Origin of the sequence: Diaphorobacter ruginosibacter (assembly GCF_040396215.1) — a bacterium.
GTDB classification, from domain to species: Bacteria; Pseudomonadota; Gammaproteobacteria; order Burkholderiales; family Burkholderiaceae_C; genus Diaphorobacter_A; species Diaphorobacter_A ruginosibacter_A.
This window is the reverse complement of record NZ_JBEBOW010000033.1, coordinates 1-16,198: the sequence shown is the minus strand read 5'-3', so window position 1 is coordinate 16,198 and position 16,198 is coordinate 1. Positions and strand designations below refer to the sequence as shown.

The 16,198-nt window shown below is 62.2% G+C and carries 14 protein-coding genes; 3 read left to right on the top strand and 11 right to left on the bottom strand.

Annotated elements, in window-relative coordinates; all coding sequences use genetic code 11:
- Nucleotides 1–94 precede the first annotated feature (94 nt).
- The gene (locus ABWP92_RS06395) at nt 95–334 is read left to right on the top strand and encodes a YMGG-like glycine zipper-containing protein (RefSeq protein ID WP_353234531.1); all 240 of its coding nucleotides are present in this window, start codon (nt 95–97) and stop codon (nt 332–334) included.
- A 100-nt stretch (nt 335–434) separates the two neighbouring features.
- Here the strand turns inward: ABWP92_RS06395 and ABWP92_RS06390 are convergent, their stop codons facing one another.
- Nucleotides 435–1,097: a DedA family protein gene (locus ABWP92_RS06390; protein WP_353234530.1), complete on the bottom strand. Its 663-nt coding sequence runs from the start codon at nt 1,095–1,097 to the stop codon at nt 435–437.
- Between the two features lie 126 nt (nt 1,098–1,223).
- On the opposite strand from ABWP92_RS06390, the gene mutL reads away from it, so the two are divergent.
- Entirely contained in the window at nt 1,224–3,179 is a 1,956-nt protein-coding gene (mutL, locus tag ABWP92_RS06385) for a DNA mismatch repair endonuclease MutL (protein WP_353234544.1), read from the top strand.
- 362 nt (nt 3,180–3,541) lie between these two features.
- Nucleotides 3,542–4,885, top strand: coding sequence for an NADP-specific glutamate dehydrogenase (gene gdhA, locus ABWP92_RS06380; RefSeq protein WP_353234529.1), 1,344 nt, complete (start codon nt 3,542–3,544; stop codon nt 4,883–4,885).
- Nucleotides 4,886–5,248: 363 nt separating this feature from the next.
- On the opposite strand, the gene ABWP92_RS06375 is transcribed toward gdhA, so the two are convergent.
- From ABWP92_RS06375 to nuoG, 10 genes are all read right to left on the bottom strand, one after another.
- Nucleotides 5,249–5,755 carry a DUF1178 family protein gene (locus ABWP92_RS06375; protein WP_353234528.1) on the bottom strand — a complete coding sequence of 169 codons (507 nt, stop codon included), beginning with the start codon at nt 5,753–5,755 and terminating at the stop codon, nt 5,249–5,251.
- A 165-nt stretch (nt 5,756–5,920) separates the two neighbouring features.
- A complete protein-coding gene (locus tag ABWP92_RS06370; protein ID WP_353234527.1) occupies nt 5,921–6,229 on the bottom strand; it encodes a DUF2818 family protein in 309 nt (102 codons plus the stop codon).
- Nucleotides 6,230–6,267: 38 nt separating this feature from the next.
- Nucleotides 6,268–7,761, bottom strand: coding sequence for an NADH-quinone oxidoreductase subunit NuoN (gene nuoN / locus ABWP92_RS06365; RefSeq protein WP_353234526.1), 1,494 nt, complete (start codon nt 7,759–7,761; stop codon nt 6,268–6,270).
- 24 nt (nt 7,762–7,785) lie between these two features.
- Nucleotides 7,786–9,261: an NADH-quinone oxidoreductase subunit M gene (locus ABWP92_RS06360; protein ID WP_353234525.1), complete on the bottom strand. Its 1,476-nt coding sequence runs from the start codon at nt 9,259–9,261 to the stop codon at nt 7,786–7,788.
- Between the two features lie 16 nt (nt 9,262–9,277).
- Nucleotides 9,278–11,317 (bottom strand): NADH-quinone oxidoreductase subunit L, encoded by a 2,040-nt coding sequence (nuoL, locus tag ABWP92_RS06355; protein ID WP_353234524.1) that lies wholly within the window; start codon nt 11,315–11,317, stop codon nt 9,278–9,280.
- Between the two features lie 24 nt (nt 11,318–11,341).
- Entirely contained in the window at nt 11,342–11,650 is a 309-nt protein-coding gene (nuoK, locus tag ABWP92_RS06350) for an NADH-quinone oxidoreductase subunit NuoK (RefSeq protein ID WP_353234523.1), read from the bottom strand.
- Nucleotides 11,650–12,321 (bottom strand): NADH-quinone oxidoreductase subunit J, encoded by a 672-nt coding sequence (locus ABWP92_RS06345; protein ID WP_353234522.1) that lies wholly within the window; start codon nt 12,319–12,321, stop codon nt 11,650–11,652. The genes nuoK and ABWP92_RS06345 overlap by 1 nt, the downstream gene beginning before the upstream one ends.
- 35 nt (nt 12,322–12,356) lie before the next feature.
- Complete coding sequence (nuoI, locus tag ABWP92_RS06340) at nt 12,357–12,872, bottom strand: NADH-quinone oxidoreductase subunit NuoI (RefSeq protein WP_353234521.1); 516 nt, start codon at nt 12,870–12,872, stop codon at nt 12,357–12,359.
- Nucleotides 12,873–12,884: 12 nt separating this feature from the next.
- Complete coding sequence (nuoH, locus tag ABWP92_RS06335) at nt 12,885–13,961, bottom strand: NADH-quinone oxidoreductase subunit NuoH (protein ID WP_353234520.1); 1,077 nt, start codon at nt 13,959–13,961, stop codon at nt 12,885–12,887.
- Nucleotides 13,958–16,093 carry an NADH-quinone oxidoreductase subunit NuoG gene (gene nuoG / locus ABWP92_RS06330; RefSeq protein ID WP_353234519.1) on the bottom strand — a complete coding sequence of 712 codons (2,136 nt, stop codon included), beginning with the start codon at nt 16,091–16,093 and terminating at the stop codon, nt 13,958–13,960. The genes nuoH and nuoG overlap by 4 nt, the downstream gene beginning before the upstream one ends.
- Nucleotides 16,094–16,198 lie beyond the last annotated feature (105 nt).

Here is a 16,198-nt window from a genome sequence, read left to right as displayed (position 1 = left end):
TGGACCGGTCTCCATCCGAGGCCCGCCTCATGGAGCAACGCCAGCAGCCACCGCGCGTTGGCGTGCTCATCTCTTACCAGGAAAGGGTACGGACATGAAACACCTTCGAATCATCATCTCTGCAATGGCCTGCGCCGCGACGCTGGGCATGGCGGGCTGCTCATCTCCACCAACCAACGCACAGATCGGCACTGGCGTTGGCGCCGTTGCCGGCGGAGTCGTTGGCGATGCCGTCTTCGGCGGCACACTGGGCACGATCGGCGGCGCGGCAGCCGGCGCGTTGATCGGCAATGAAGTGGGAAAGAACAGCGACCGCAATCGCCGCGGCTATTGATCGACGACCAAGCACCGCGTTCTTTTCACTTCTCCCAAGAAACAAGGCCCCTGGCGCGAAGTGCGCCAGGGGCCTTGTTTCTTGCTGCCGCAAAAGCCGATCAGGTCGGGCCCGAAGCAGCCTGCTTCTCCTTGCGGCCCGTCCTCCATGCGCCAAAGATCGCAATCAGGCCCGGCACCAGGATCAGGCCCCAGATGATTTTCTCCAGATTCGCGCGCACCCATTCCAGGTTGCCGAAGAAATAGCCCGCAGCCGTGATGCCGATCACCCAGATCAGAGCTCCTGTCACGTTGAACAGGGTGAATTTGCCGCGGCTCATGGAAGCCACTCCCGCCACGAAAGGCGCGAACGTGCGGATGAAGGGCATGAAGCGCGCCAGGATGATCGTCACCCCGCCATACAGCTCATAGAAGGCATGGGCCTTTCCGAATGCGCGCTTGTTGAACCAGCGGGAATCCTCCCACTGGAACACCTTGGGCCCGAAAAACCGGCCCAGCGAATAGTTGCACTGATCGCCCAGGATGGCCGCCGCCAGCAGCACCGGCACGGCAATGGCGTACTGCATGAGCCCCGCGCCACACATCGCGCCCACGATGAACAGCAGTGAATCGCCGGGCAGGAACGGCATGACCACCACGCCCGTTTCCACGAAAACGATGATGAACAGCAGCGCATACACCCAGGGCCCATAGGCGATCACGAACTGTTCGAGATGCCTATCGATGTGCAGGATGAAGTCGATCAAGAAGCTGACAATTTCCAAGCTCAAACCCCTGGTGTTGGCGAAGCTTGGAACTCTACCCCAAAGCCAGCCCGTTCACGCTGCCAAGCCATGGACCGTTTCCGGGCATCTTCGCGGCGAGGCTTCTAGAATGTGGATGTGAACGACATCAGCACACCTCTTCCCACCGCCCCGCAACGTCGCCCGATCCGTGATCTGCCCGATGAATTGATCAGCCAGATCGCCGCCGGCGAAGTGGTCGAGCGTCCCGCCTCCGCCGTGCGCGAACTGGTGGACAACGCGCTGGATGCGGGCGCCACGCAGATCACCGTGCGCCTGCTCGCGGGCGGAGTACGGCTGATCGCGGTGGAAGACGATGGCGCGGGCATCCCGCCCGAGGAGCTGCCGGTGGCGCTGCGCCGCCACGCGACCAGCAAGATCAGCAACCTGCACGACCTTGAGTCCGTCAACACCATGGGCTTTCGCGGCGAGGCGCTGGCAGCGATTGCATCCGTCTCCGAAACCGCCCTGCTCTCGCGCACGCAGGACCAGGCCAGCGCATTCCTGCTGGATGCACGCAGCGGAGAGCTTCGCCCAGCGGCCCGTAGCCGGGGGACGACGGTCGAGGTCAAGGAGCTGTTCTTCTCCACTCCCGCGCGCCGCAAGTTTCTCAAGACCGATGCCACCGAGCTGGCGCATTGCGTGGAAGCCGTGCGCCGCCATGCGCTTGCGCGGCCCGACGTGGGTTTTTCCATCTGGCACGAAGGCAAGCTCGTCGAGCAGTGGCGCGCAACGCTCGACCCCGCCAGCGCGGATGATGAGGACAAGCGCAACGAAGCGCTCAAGCGGCGCCTGAGCGACGTGCTGGGAGCCGATTTCATCGAGGAGTCCGTACCCGTACGGTTCAAGCTCGGCAACGTCACGGTATCCGGCCGCGCGGGACTGCCGGATGCGGCCCGCTCGCGCGCCGATCAGCAGTTCTGCTACGTCAACGGCCGCTTCGTGCGCGACAAGGTACTCACCCACGCTGCCCGTAGCGCCTACGAAGACGTGCTGCACGGGCACAAGCAGCCCGTGTATGCGCTTTTCGTCGAGATCGACCCCTTGCGCGTGGATGTGAACGTCCATCCCACGAAAATCGAAGTGCGTTTCCGCGACAGCCGCGAGGTGCACCAGGCCGTCCGCCACGCCATTGAGAACGCGCTTGCCGTCCCCCGCGCGCAGGCGCTGGCCGCCGCCCAGCAGCCGGCTGGACTCGCCAATCCCCTGCCGGCAGAATCATCCTCCCCCGCACCCGGCACGGCTCCCGCGGCCTGGACGCCAACGCCTCAATGGAAGGCACAGGCCTCGATGCCCTTCGAAGAGCGTGTGGGCCACAAGGTGCAGGATTTGCAGGTGCTGTGGGGCACGCCCGAAACCATCCCAGGCGCGGCCTCGGCCCCACCGGCCATGGAAGCCGGCATGCCGCAGCTACCGGATGCGCCTTCCAGCGCGGCAGCGGCACAGGGATCGGCTCCGGACGCCGAGGCATCGCCCTGGCCGCTGGGCCGCGCCGTGGCTCAGATCCACGGCGTCTACATCCTCGCCGAGAACGCGCAGGGAATGATCATCGTGGACATGCATGCAGCGCATGAACGCATCGTCTACGAGCGCCTGAAGAGACAGGTGATCGATGAATCCGCGCGCATTGCAAGCCAACCGCTGCTGATACCCGCCACCTTCGCGGCCACCGCGCATGAAGTGGCGGCTGCCGAGGCCCATGCCGATACGCTGGAACTGCTCGGCATGGAAATCGTGCCGTTTTCTCCGCGCACGCTGGCCGTACGCGCCACGCCCACGGCGCTCGCCCAAGGCGATCCGGTGGAACTCGCGCGCAGCGTGCTGGCCGAGCTGTCCCAGCACGATGCGAGCACGGTCGTTCAGCGCGCCCGCAATGAAATCCTGGCCACCATGGCCTGCCACGGGGCCGTGCGCGCCAATCGCAAACTCACGCTGGATGAGATGAATGCGCTGCTGCGGCAAATGGAGATCACCGACCGCTCCGACCAGTGCAATCACGGACGCCCCACATGGCGGCAGCTCACCATGAAAGAACTGGACGCGCTGTTCCTTCGCGGACGCTAGGCTGGCGCGCCTTCCGGCACGCAGGCGTCAACACCGTTCAACACCCTTTTTGCCATCCGCGTCCTGGCGCAGCCGGAGCATGGAGCGCGCGCGGCTGCGCGCCCTGTGCGTCCACACCGTTGCGCACCGCTCGGAAGTTCTCCGCTCGCGCGTCTCTTTCCATGGACTTCCATAGGCATCCATGGTGAAGCGCCGAAATCACCAAACCCGTGCGACAGCGACCCTCTTGCGGACGTATTCGCACAAAACTTGAGCGTTGTAGTGGCTTGCACCCCACTTTGGTGCATAGCACCATGTCTTTTTGGCATAATGTCGCCTGCACTAGAAACACATGTTGTCATCAAGATAGAAGGTTCCGCTTTATGAAGCACGCATCCGTCGGGCAATTCCTCGAGCAAGTCGCTCTGCGCAATCCCGGTCAGCCCGAATTCCTGCAAGCCGTTACGGAAGTGATGGAGAGCCTGTGGCCCTTCATCGAGCAGAATCCACGTTATGCAGAACACGGACTGCTGGAGCGCCTGGTGGAGCCCGAGCGCGTCGTGATGTTCCGTGTCTCCTGGACCGACGACCACGGCCAGGTGCAGGTCAACCGCGGCTTCCGCATCCAGCACAGCATGGCCATCGGCCCATACAAGGGTGGCCTGCGTTTCCACCCCTCGGTGAATCTGTCCGTGCTGAAGTTCCTGGCATTCGAGCAGACCTTCAAGAACGCACTGACCACGCTGCCCATGGGCGGCGGCAAGGGCGGCTCGGACTTCGACCCCAAGGGCAAGAGCCCTGCTGAAGTCATGCGCTTTTGCCAGGCTTTCGTGACCGAGCTGTTCCGCCACGTAGGCCCCGACACCGATGTGCCCGCGGGCGACATCGGCGTGGGCGGCCGTGAAGTGGGCTTCATGGCCGGCATGTACAAGAAGCTGGCCAACAATGCCGCTTCGGTCTTCACGGGCAAGGGACTGGCATTCGGCGGATCGCTGATCCGCCCCGAGGCCACCGGCTACGGCACCGTCTACTTCGCCGACGAAATGCTCAAGACCAAGGGCCGCAGCTTCGACGGCATGCGCGTGTCCGTGTCGGGTTCCGGCAACGTGGCGCAATATGCCATTGAAAAATCCATGGAACTGGGCGCGAAGGTCGTGACCGTCTCCGACTCCTCCGGTACCGTGATCGACGAGGACGGCTTCACTACCGAGAAGCTGGCCGTTCTCATGGAAATCAAGAACCACCTGTATGGCCGCGTCAACGACTACGCCGCACGCGTGGGTGCCAAGTTCGAAGCGGGCGTACGCCCATGGCATGTTCCGGTTGACATCGCCCTGCCCTGCGCAACGCAGAATGAGCTGGACGAGAACGATGCCGCGACGCTCATCAAGAACGGCGTGCTGTGCGTTGCGGAAGGCGCCAACATGCCTTCCACCATCGAAGCGGCCAAGGCATTCGAAGCCGCCGGCGTGCTGTATGCCCCAGGCAAGGCTTCCAACGCCGGCGGCGTGGCGACTTCGGGTCTGGAGATGAGCCAGAACGCCATGCGCCTGTCGTGGAACCGCGAAGAAGTGGACGCACGCCTGCTGCAGATCATGCAGAACATCCACGCAGCCTGCGTCAAGCACGGCAAGCGCGCCGATGGCACCGTGAGCTATATCGACGGAGCCAACATCGCCGGTTTCGTGAAGGTAGCCGATGCCATGATCGCCCAAGGCGTGATCTGATCGCCCGGGCTGGCGGCCTCGAGAACGTGTTCACGTTCTGAGTTCGCCTACGGCTGCAGTCACTGGAAAAAGGCGCGGCCAGGATTGACGGAAAAGAGGACATGCATGATGGCATGTTCTCTTTTTTCTTTTCACCCACTCGGGCGAGGCGGCCTGCCCTCACATCCGGCCATGGAACGGGCTTCCGCCTTGCATGCTCCCTGGATTCTGCGGCTACATAACGGATGTGACGGAATGGATGCGCATGGTCTGGCTGCGCTCATGTCCGAGACTGAAGGCAATCCACGACGGCGTCACGAAATGCGGCATCAAGCGCCTCACGTGACGAGGCACGCAGGCCGGTAATGGCCTGGCAAAGCCAGGTTACTGCAACGTTTCCTTGAGGGAATCGGGCAACACGAAGGGCATGACCTCGATGCCCTCCTCCATCAGTTCCGCCGTCTCCTGCGCTGTGGCCTGGCCACGAATCCCGCGCTCCGGCGCATCGCCGTAATGCATGCGGCGCGCTTCGCTGGCAAAACGATCGCCGACGTTTTCGGTATTGGCAATGACGTGCCTGGCCACGCGCAGCCATGCTTCCTGCAGCTCCGCGGGCAGTTGCGACGGGGCGGCCACCTGGGCGGCCACGGTGCCGCGCTGGCCGCTATCGGCGTGAGCAGCGGAAGCGGCTTCCCCGCGCGGGGCGGTTTCCGAAGCGGTGGACGACTTCAGGTTGAGACGCGGCGCGCTCAGGCCCTTGCGGACGCTGGCGCTGCCGCACATCGGACATTGCACAAGGCCACGTTCGAGCTGATCCTGAAAATCATCTTCCGATGCGAACCAACCCTCGAAGCGATGGTCTGCGCTGCACAGGAGATCGAGCACTTTCATAGTCTGCTGCTGAAACGTCGGAATGAGAAACGGGGGCTGGTCCATGGTAGCACCAACACTTCCTTGCCGGGATCCGCGCCAATCCACAACCGCGCAGTGAGTGATGCCGAGTCCGCACTGGACACGACGGCAGGGCAGGAGATCCGCGCCCGCTCGCCACCGGGATCAACGGCGGCGGCGCATCAGGTATCGGTACACGAAACCGGGAAACGCCAGCGTGAGAAAGAGCGCCGCGGTGATGGCGTAGAACTCCCAGCCCTGGGGTGCGTTCTGCCCTGCGCGGCGTTCGAGCGCCATCGCCACGATGCCGACGATGAAGTACAGCACGACCAGCTCGAGCAAGCGAACCGCAAAGGGCTTGGCGCCCTCCTTGGGGCGAGGGCCTATGAGCATCAGGCGCTGAGACAGGAAAGGCCAGTTGGCCGCCGCGAACGCGGCCAGGATCACGAGCCAGATTGCAGCGGTTTGCGACATGGGCCTTTCCTTTGCCAGTCAAGCGAGGCGCTTGGGCCTCAGGTCGCCAGCGCGCGAACGATGGCGTCGGCGCACAGGCTCATCAGTCCGCCAGGCAACAGGCCCAGGACCAGCAACGCGGCGGCGTTCAGCGTGAGCACTGCCCGCACGTCGAGCGGCGCGGAGACCGTGGTCGCTGTCAGCGGCTTGTCGAAGTACATGACCTTCACCACGCGCAGGTAGTAGAACGCGCCGATCAGCGACATGATCACGGCGAACACCGCCAGCACGATGTGCGGGGTCTGACCGGAAGAGATCAGCGCCTGCAGCACCGACAGCTTGGCGTAGAAGCCGACCATGGGAGGAATACCTGCCATGGAGAACAGGCACAGCGCCATCACGCCGGCGTACAGCGGGCTGCGCTGATTGAGGCCGGCCAGATCGGAGATTTCCTCGCTCTCGAAGCCTTCGCGTGCCAGCAGCAGGATCACGCCGAAGGCCGCCAGCGTGGTCAACACGTAGGTCACCACGTAGAACATGGCGGAGCTGTATGCATTCTCGACCGCATTGGGGTCCACGTTGCCGTGAATGACGCCGGACATCAGGCCCAGCAGCACAAAGCCCATCTGCGAAATGGTGGAATAGGCCAGCATGCGCTTGATATTGGTCTGCAGCAGACCGCCAAGGTTACCGATGAGCAGCGAGCAGACAGCCATCACCATCAGCATCTGCTGCCAGTCGACCGCCAGCGGAAGCATCCCGTCCACCAGCAGGCGCATGGTCATGCCGAAGGCCGCGAGCTTGGGAGCGCCGCCGACGATCAGGGTGATGGCGGTGGGAGCGCCGTGATACACGTCGGGCACCCACATATGGAATGGCACCACGCCGAGCTTGAAGCCCAGGCCCGCGACCACGAACACCACGCCGAAGACCAGCACCTGATGGCGGATCTGGCCGCCGTAGATGGCCTGGAACACCTGGCCGATATCCAGCGAGCCGGTTGCGCCGTAGATCATCGACAGGCCGTACAGCAGGAAGCCGCTGGCCATGGCGCCGAGCACGAAATACTTCATGGCCGCCTCGACCGATTGCGAGTGGTCGCGGCGCAATGCTACCAGCGCGTAGCTGGCGAGCGTCAGGAGTTCGAGGCCGAGATAGACGACCAGGAAGTTGTTCGCGCCGATCATGACGAACATGCCCAGCAGCGCCAGCATCGACAGTGTGAACATTTCGCCGCCACGCAGCATGTCGCGATCGCTTGCATAGGGACGGCCATAGACCATGGTGACCGCCATGGCCACGGCTGCGAAACACTTGAGCCAGCTGCCCATGGAATCGCTGACGACCATGTTGCCCCAGCCGTAGAACGTGGTGCCGTTGCGCGCATACATGGCCTCGAGCACTGCCACGACCAGGAAGGTGAGCACCGTGAGGATGTAAGTCGGAGTGCGGCCCTTGCTCTTGACGCCGAGGTCGACCAGCGCGATCACGCAGGCCATGACCAGCAGAACGATCTCTGGATAAATTGCCAGCCAGCTGATGTTGTCAATCATTTCTTATCTCTCTATCCAGTCTGGTCAGTTCAGTTTCGACTGCGCGACATGCTTGATCAGCTCCGCGACCGAAACATCCATCACGTCGGTGAATGGCTTTGGATACAGGCCCATGTAGAGCACGGCAACCGCCAGAACCGCCAGCACCAGGAACTCGCGGCAACCAATGTCCTTGAGCTTTGCAACGTGGTCGTTGGCAACCGGGCCCAAATAGACGCGCTTGTACATCCACAGGGTATAGGCCGCGCCGAAGATCAGCGCCGTGGCTGCGCCCAGGCCGATCCAGAAGTTGTGCTGAACGGCTCCCAGGATCACCATCCATTCGCCCACGAAACCGGCCGTCGCCGGCAGGCCGCAGTTGGCCATGGAGAACAACAGGGCGAACGCAGCAAACTTGGGCATGGTGTTCACCACGCCCCCATAGGCGGCGATTTCACGCGAGTGGACACGGTCATACAGCACGCCGATGCACAGGAACATCGCGCCGGAGACGAAACCGTGCGCAATCATCTGCACCAGGCCGCCGGAGACGCCCAGGCCATTGAAGATGAAGAATCCCAGCGTCACGAAGCCCATGTGCGCCACGGACGAATAGGCCACCAGCTTCTTCATGTCCTTTTGCACCAGGGCGACCACGCCCACGTAGATCACCGCGATCAGCGACAGCGTGATCATGAGCCAGGCATATTCGCGCGCCGCATCGGGGGCGATCGGCAACGTGAAGCGCAGAAAGCCGTAGGCGCCCAGCTTCAGCATGATGGCGGCCAGCACGGCGGAGCCGCCGGTAGGCGCTTCAACGTGGACATCGGGCAGCCAAGTGTGGACCGGGAACATCGGCACCTTCACCGCGAACGCGGCCAAGAATGCAAAGAACAGCATGGTCTGCGCGCTTGCCGAAAGAGGCAGGGCGTGCCAGGTGGCGATATCGAAACTGCCGCCGGAGGCGTTGTACAGGTAGATCAGCGCGATCAGCATCAGCAGCGAACCGAGCAGCGTGTACAGGAAGAACTTGAAGGCGGCGTAGATGCGGTTCGGGCCGCCCCAGATACCGATGATCAGGTACATCGGGATCAGTGTCGCTTCGAAGAACACGTAGAACAGGATGCCATCGAGCGCCGTGAACACGCCGATCATGATCCCCGAGAGAATCAGGAACGAGGCCATGTACTGGTTCACGCGCTCGGTGATGTTTTCCCACGAGGCGATCACCACGATCACGGTGATGAACGCGGTCAGCGGAACGAACCAGAAGCTCAGGCCATCCACGCCCAGGTGGTAGTGCACATTGAAGCGCTCGATCCACAAGGCCTTTTCGACGAACTGCGCGGCGGCGGTCGTATTGTCGAAACCGGTGAACATGGGCAGCGTCACCGCCAGGCCGACGAGGGCGCCGATCAGGGCGATCCAACGCACCATCGGTGCCTGGCTGTCACGCCCGAAGAACAGGAGCAGGACGCCAAAGGCGATCGGTGCCCAGATTGCAAGACTCAACAATCCCATTTTTCTTTTTCCCCTACTACTTGTTGAGCCACACGAAGTACGTCATGAGCGCGAACACGCCCAGGATCATGACCAACGCGTAGTGATAGAGATAGCCCGACTGGAGGCCGCGAATCCACTGACCGAACCTGGCCATGAGCTTCCAGGAACCATTGACGATGGCGCCATCGATGATCGCCTGATCGCCCACCTTCCAGAACAAGGTACCAAAGGCGCGGCAGCCGCGGGCGAAGATGTTTTCGTACACCCAGTCCACGCCGTACTTGCCTTCGAGCACCTGATACAGGCCGATCTTCTTCGAGAACGACATGATCGCAGCGGGGATCTCCGGCTTGACCATGTAGAAGATGAAGGAGAGCACCACGCCGGCCAGGGCCAGCCAGAACGGAGCGGCGGTGAAGCCGTGCAGCGCCATCGGCAGCCAGCCGTGGATCTCTTCGGCCAGCTCGGCCATGGCGCCGTGCTTCGTGCCGTCAACGTAGATCACGCCCTTGAAGAAGTCGCCGAACAGCATCGGCATGAGCGCGATCGCGCCGATCACCACCGACGGAATGGCCAGCAGGATCAGGGGAACCGTCACAACGGCTGGCGATTCATGCGGCTTGGCATCATGACCATGGCCGTGGTGGTCGTCGTGGGCATGATGATCGTCGTGATGCGCATCCGGATTCTGGTCATAGCGCTCCTTGCCGTGGAACACGATGAAGTACAGGCGGAACGAGTAGAACGCCGTGATGAACACGCCGGCCAGCACGGAGAAGGTGGCAAAGCCGGCGGCGGGCAGGTTGGAGGCGTGGACCGCTTCGATGATCGCATCCTTCGAGTAGAAACCCGAGAAGAACGGCGTGCCGATCAGCGCCAGGTTGCCCAGCAGGAAAGTGATCCAGGTGATCGGCATGTACTTGCGCACACCCCCCATCCAGCGGATGTCCTGATTGTGGTGCATGCCCATGATGACGGAACCGGCGCCAAGGAACAGCAGCGCCTTGAAGAACGCGTGCGTCATCAGGTGGAACACGGAGACCGAATAGGCCGACACGCCCAGGGCGATGGTCATGTAGCCAAGCTGCGACAGCGTGGAGTAGGCAATCACGCGCTTGATGTCGTTCTGGATGATGCCCAGGATACCCATGAACAATGCGGTAATGGAGCCGATCACCAGGATGAAGTTGAGCGCGGCATCCGACAACTCATACAGCGGCGACATGCGCGAGACCATGAAGATGCCGGCTGTGACCATGGTGGCCGCGTGAATCAGCGCGGAGATCGGAGTCGGGCCTTCCATCGAATCCGGCAGCCAGGCGTGCAGCGGAAACTGCGCCGACTTGCCCATGGCGCCGATGAACAGGCAGATGGCGATCACCGTCACCAGCAGCCATGTGCTTCCGGGCAACTGTGTCGCCTGGATCTCGGGCAGCTTCGCGAAGATTTCCGAATAGTTCAGCGTGCCGGTATAGGCCGCGATCAGGCCGATGCCGAGGATGAAGCCGAAGTCGCCCACGCGGTTGACCAGGAACGCCTTCATGTTGGCGAAGATGGCTGTCTGCTTCTTGAAGTAGAAACCGATCAACAGGTAGGAGACCAGGCCGACCGCTTCCCAGCCGAAGAACAGTTGCAGCAGGTTGTTCGCCATCACCAGCATCAGCATGGAGAAGGTGAACAGCGAGATGTACGAGAAGAAACGGTCGTAGCCGTCGTCATCCGCCATGTAGCCCATGGTGTAGATGTGAACCATCAGCGACACGAAGGTCACGACGCACATCATCATGGCGGTCAGGCTGTCGATCAGGAAGCCGACCTCCATCTTCAGGCCGCCGACGACCATCCAGGTGTAGATGGTTTCGTTGAATGTGGCGCCCTCGAACACGACGGCATTGAACACGTAGGCGGAGAGCAGGAAGGACAGCAGCACGCCCAGGATCGTCAGCGAACTGCTGCCGGTACGGCCGATCTTGTTACCGCCAAAGGAGGTACCCCAGATACCTGCCAGGGCTGAGCCGGCCAGCGGTGCGAGAGGAACCGCCAGTAGCAATGATGCATTAAGGGTTTGACTCATTCTTCAGAACCTTGGTTAGCCCGTTCAACCCTTGAGGGTGTCGAGATCTTCGACGTTGATGGTGCGGTTGTTGCGGAACAGCAGCACCAGGATCGCCAGACCGATGGCCGACTCCGCGGCAGCCACAGTCAGAATGAAGAACACGAATACCTGGCCATGCATGTCGCCAAGGTAATGGGAGAACGCGACGAAATTCATGTTGACGGCCAGGAGCATCAGCTCGATGGCCATCAGCAGAACGATGAGGTTCTTGCGATTGAGGAAAATACCCACCACCGACATGGCGAACAGCATCGCCCCAAGTGCCAGGAAGTGACCCAACGTCAAAGTCATTATTTTTTCTCCTCTGTTGTCGGCTCTTCCTCGGCCGCCGCGGGAGCGACGGGCTTCTGCACGGCATCCATCTTCACGATCTTCAAGCGATCGGAAGCGCGGACACGGATCTGCTGCGTCGGACTCACGGCCTTGCTGTCCTTGCGGTGGCGCAGGGTCAGCGCGATCGCGGCGATCATCGCCACCAGCAGGATCACGGCGGCTATTTCAACGGGGTACAGGTACTCGGTGTAGAGCAGCTTGCCCAGCTCCCTCGTGTTGGAGTAGGGAATCACCTTGCCCGCCGCATCCACCACCACGGCCATGGCCTTGGGTTCTTCCATGCCGCGAAAACCCGTCATCAGCACGGCGCCCATTTCGAATGCCACCAGCGCGCCGATGAAGGCCGCCAGCGGGAAGTGCCGCCAGAAGCCTTTTCGCACCGTATCGATGTTGATGTCCAGCATCATCACGACGAACAGGAACAGCACCATCACGGCGCCGAGGTACACGAGCACCAGCGCGATGCCGAGGAATTCAGCCTTGAGCAGCAGCCAGATGGCGGCCGCCTGCGAGAAGGCCAGAATCAGATTGAGCACCGCGTGAACCGGGTTGCGCGCGGTGATGACCCGGAAGGCTGCGAACAGCAGCACTGCCGAGAACAGGTAGAAAAATACGGTTTTGGCGTCCATGGATCGAATCTTCTTGTCTTGATCAAGGAGCCGCTTCAGCGGTACTTGGCGTCTGCCGCCTTGTTGGCGGCGATCTCGGCTTCATAACGATCGCCGACGGCCAGGAGCATGTCCTTGGTGTAGTACAGATCGCCACGCTTTTCGCCGTGGTATTCGAGAATGTGCGTCTCGACGATGGAGTCCACCGGACAGCTTTCCTCGCAGAAACCGCAGAAGATGCATTTCGTCAGATCGATGTCGTAGCGCGTGGTGCGGCGCGAGCCGTCGTCGCGCACATCCGACTCGATGGTGATGGCCATCGCCGGGCAGACTGCTTCACACAGCTTGCAGGCAATGCAGCGCTCTTCGCCATTGTCGTAACGGCGCAGGGCATGCAGGCCACGAAAACGTGGCGAAAGAGGCGTCTTCTCTTCAGGGAACTGCACCGTGATCTTGCGACGGAAGGTGTAGCGGCCGGTCAGCGCCATGCCCTTGACCAGTTCCACGAGCATGAAGCTCTTGAAGAAATCCTTGACGGAGAAAGTAGACGCAGGAGCAGCAACGGTAGTCATTCTTGTCCCCGCTTATTTCCAGATATTCCAGGGCGACAGCAACCAGGCGGCAATCACGAGCAGCCAGATCAAGGTCACCGGGATGAAGATCTTCCAGCCCAGGCGCATGATCTGGTCATAGCGGAAGCGCGGGAAGGTTGCGCGGATCCAGATGAACATGGATACCACGACGCAAGTCTTGATCGCCAGCCAGATCCAGCCGGGGATGAAGGCCAGGAAGTCGAACGGTGGCAGCCAGCCGCCGAGGAACATGATCACGGCCAGGATGGATACCAGCCACATGCTCGCGTATTCGGCCAGGAAGAACACCGCGAAGCCCATGCCCGAGTATTCCACCATGTGGCCCGCCACGATTTCCGCTTCGCCTTCCACCACGTCGAACGGATGGCGGTTGGTTTCGGCGACGGAGGAGATCAGGTAGACGATGAAGATGGGCAGCAGGGGCAGCCAGTTCCACGACAGGACGCCCGCGCCCATGCCTGCGAACGTGCCCTTGCTCTGTCCGAGGACGATTTCCGTCAGGTTCATGGAGCCGGACACCATGATCACCACCAGGAAACAGAAGCCCATGGCGATTTCATAGCTCACCATCTGTGCCGATGCGCGCAGCGCGCCGAGGAAGGCGTACTTGGAGTTCGAGGACCAGCCAGCGATGATCACGCCATAGACTTCGATCGACGTGATGGCCATGATCAGCAGCAGGCCTGCGTTCACGTTGGCGAGCGCCACGTCGGGCGCGAAGGGAATCGCAACCCAGGCCGCCAGCGCCGGCATGATCGCCATGATCGGGCCCAGGTAGAACAGGCCCTTGGCCGCCGCCGTCGGCTGGATCAATTCCTTGGTCAGCAGCTTCAGGCCGTCGGCCATGGGCTGCAGCAGACCCATGGGGCCCACGCGGTTGGGACCGAAGCGGATCTGCATGAAGCCCAGCAGCTTGCGCTCCCACAGCGTGAGGTAGGCCACGGCGATCATCAGCGGCGCAACGATGCAGACGATCTTGATAAGGATCCAGATAACAGGCCACACCACGCCCATCCACCAATCTGCGTTGATGGCGTTCAGGCCACCGTTGTAGATCGCGTCAATCATGCGACGGCTCCTTTCAGCGCTGCACGACCGTCAGCTGTCAGTTGCAGCGAAGGCGCGCGGCGCACCAGGCTGTCCAATTGATAGATGCTTGCAACACAGGGTTCGGCGGCAACGGCCCTGGCGGCCTGCAGCGGCGCCTTGGTCGTGTTGACCAGCAGCTCGGCGGGAACCTGCGTCACTTCGCCAGCCTGCTTGCCCGTGATGCGGGCCAGCACGTCCTGCGAGGACTCGTAGTTCATGTCCTGCAGATCCAGGAGGTTGCCCAGAACGCGCAGCACCTTCCAGGCGGGGCGAGCATCGCCCGCGGGCTTGACCACGGCATGGAAACTCTGCACGCGGCCTTCCGCGTTCACGAACGTACCCGCCGTTTCGCTGAAAGGAGCGATCGGCAGCAGCACATCGGAGAATTCCATGTTGGCCTTGAACGGGCTCATGGTGACCACCATTTGCGCATTGTTCAGGCCAGCCTTGGCTTGCGCGCCGGCTGCGGAGTCGAATTCCGGCTCGGTGTTCAGCAGCAGGACCGCCTTGAGCGCGCCTTGCAGCATCTGTCCGGCATCGAGCCCGCCTTGCTGCGGCTGAGCCTTGACCCACTGCGCGCCCACGGTGTTGGCGGCTTCGGTCAGATAGCCGACGGACGCGCCCGTGTTCTCGCCGATCCACGTAGCCAGGGCCAGCAGGCTCGACGCATTGGCATGGTGAGCGGCCGCGTTGCCCAGGAGAACCGCCTTGCGCTCGCCAGAAATCAGCGACGCGGCAATGGCGCGCGCGCCGTCGCTCACGCTGTCGACGGCCACTGGCGCCGCCAGCGACTTCTCCGCGGCAACGGCGGCAGCCACCTGCGCCAGGGCGTCGGTCCACAGGCCGGAAGGGGCCACGAGGGCTTGCGATACGGGCATGGCCCAGTCGTAGACCGTGGCATTGATGGCGTTGACGGCGCAACCCTTGCGAGTGGCCTGGCGGATGCGCTGCGCGAACAGCGGATGATCCTTGCGCAGGTTGGAGCCGATCACGAGCACCGACTGCAGCGTCGACAGCGAGGCGATCGAGATGCCCAGCCAGCGTATGCCTTGGGGCGCCTCGAATTCGGCGTTGCGCAGGCGGTAGTCGATGTTGTCGCTGTCCAGGCCGCGCATCAGCGCGCCCGCCAGATACAGCTCCTCGAGCGTGCTGTGCGGACTCACCAGGGTGCCGATGCTGTTGGCGCCGTGGTCGTTCCTGATGCCGCGCAGGCCGTTGGCCACATATTCGAGAGCGGTCTGCCAGTCCACCTCGACCCATTCGCCGCCCTGCTTGAGCATGGGCGTGGTGAGGCGGTCGGCGCTGTTGAGCGCTTCATACGAGAAACGATCGCGGTCGGCGATCCAGCATTCGTTGACTTCCTCGTTCTCGAATGGAACGACGCGCATGACCTTGTGGTTCTTGACCTGAACGATCAGGTTGGAGCCATTCGAGTCGTGCGGAGAAACCGACTTGCGGCGCGAGAGCTCCCAGGTGCGGGCGCTGTAGCGGAAGGGCTTGCTGGTGAGCGCACCGACCGGGCAGATGTCGATCATGTTGCCCGAGAGTTCGGAATCGATCGTATCGCCCAAGACCGTGGTGATCTCGGAATGCTCGCCGCGATTAATCATGCCCAGCTCCATCACCCCGGCCACTTCCTGGCCGAAGCGCACGCAGCGCGTGCAATGGATGCAGCGGCTCATCTCCTCCATGGAGATCAGCGGGCCGACGTCCTTGTGCGCGACGACGCGCTTCTCTTCACCGTAGCGCGAAGTGGAAGCGCCATAGCCGACGGCCAGATCCTGCAACTGGCACTCGCCGCCCTGGTCGCAGATCGGACAATCCAGCGGGTGATTGATCAGCAGGAACTCCATCACGGACTGCTGGGCCTTGATGGCCTTCTCGCTCTTGGTGCGAACGATCATGCCCTGCGTCACCGGCGTGGCGCAGGCGGGCATGGCCTTGGGAGCCTTTTCGACGTCCACGAGGCACATGCGGCAGTTCGCAGCGATCGACAGCTTCTTGTGGTAACAGAAGTGAGGAATGTAGGTGCCCGCCTTTTCGGCAGCATGCATCACCATGCTGCCTTCGGTCACTTCAACCTTCTTACCGTCCAGTTCAATTTCAACCATATGCTTTACTCGCGATCCGGCGGCTTATGCAGCCTGCTTGGAAGCGTTCTGGATCTTCGCTTCAAACTCGTGGCGGAAGTGCTTGATCATGGCGCGAACCGGCAT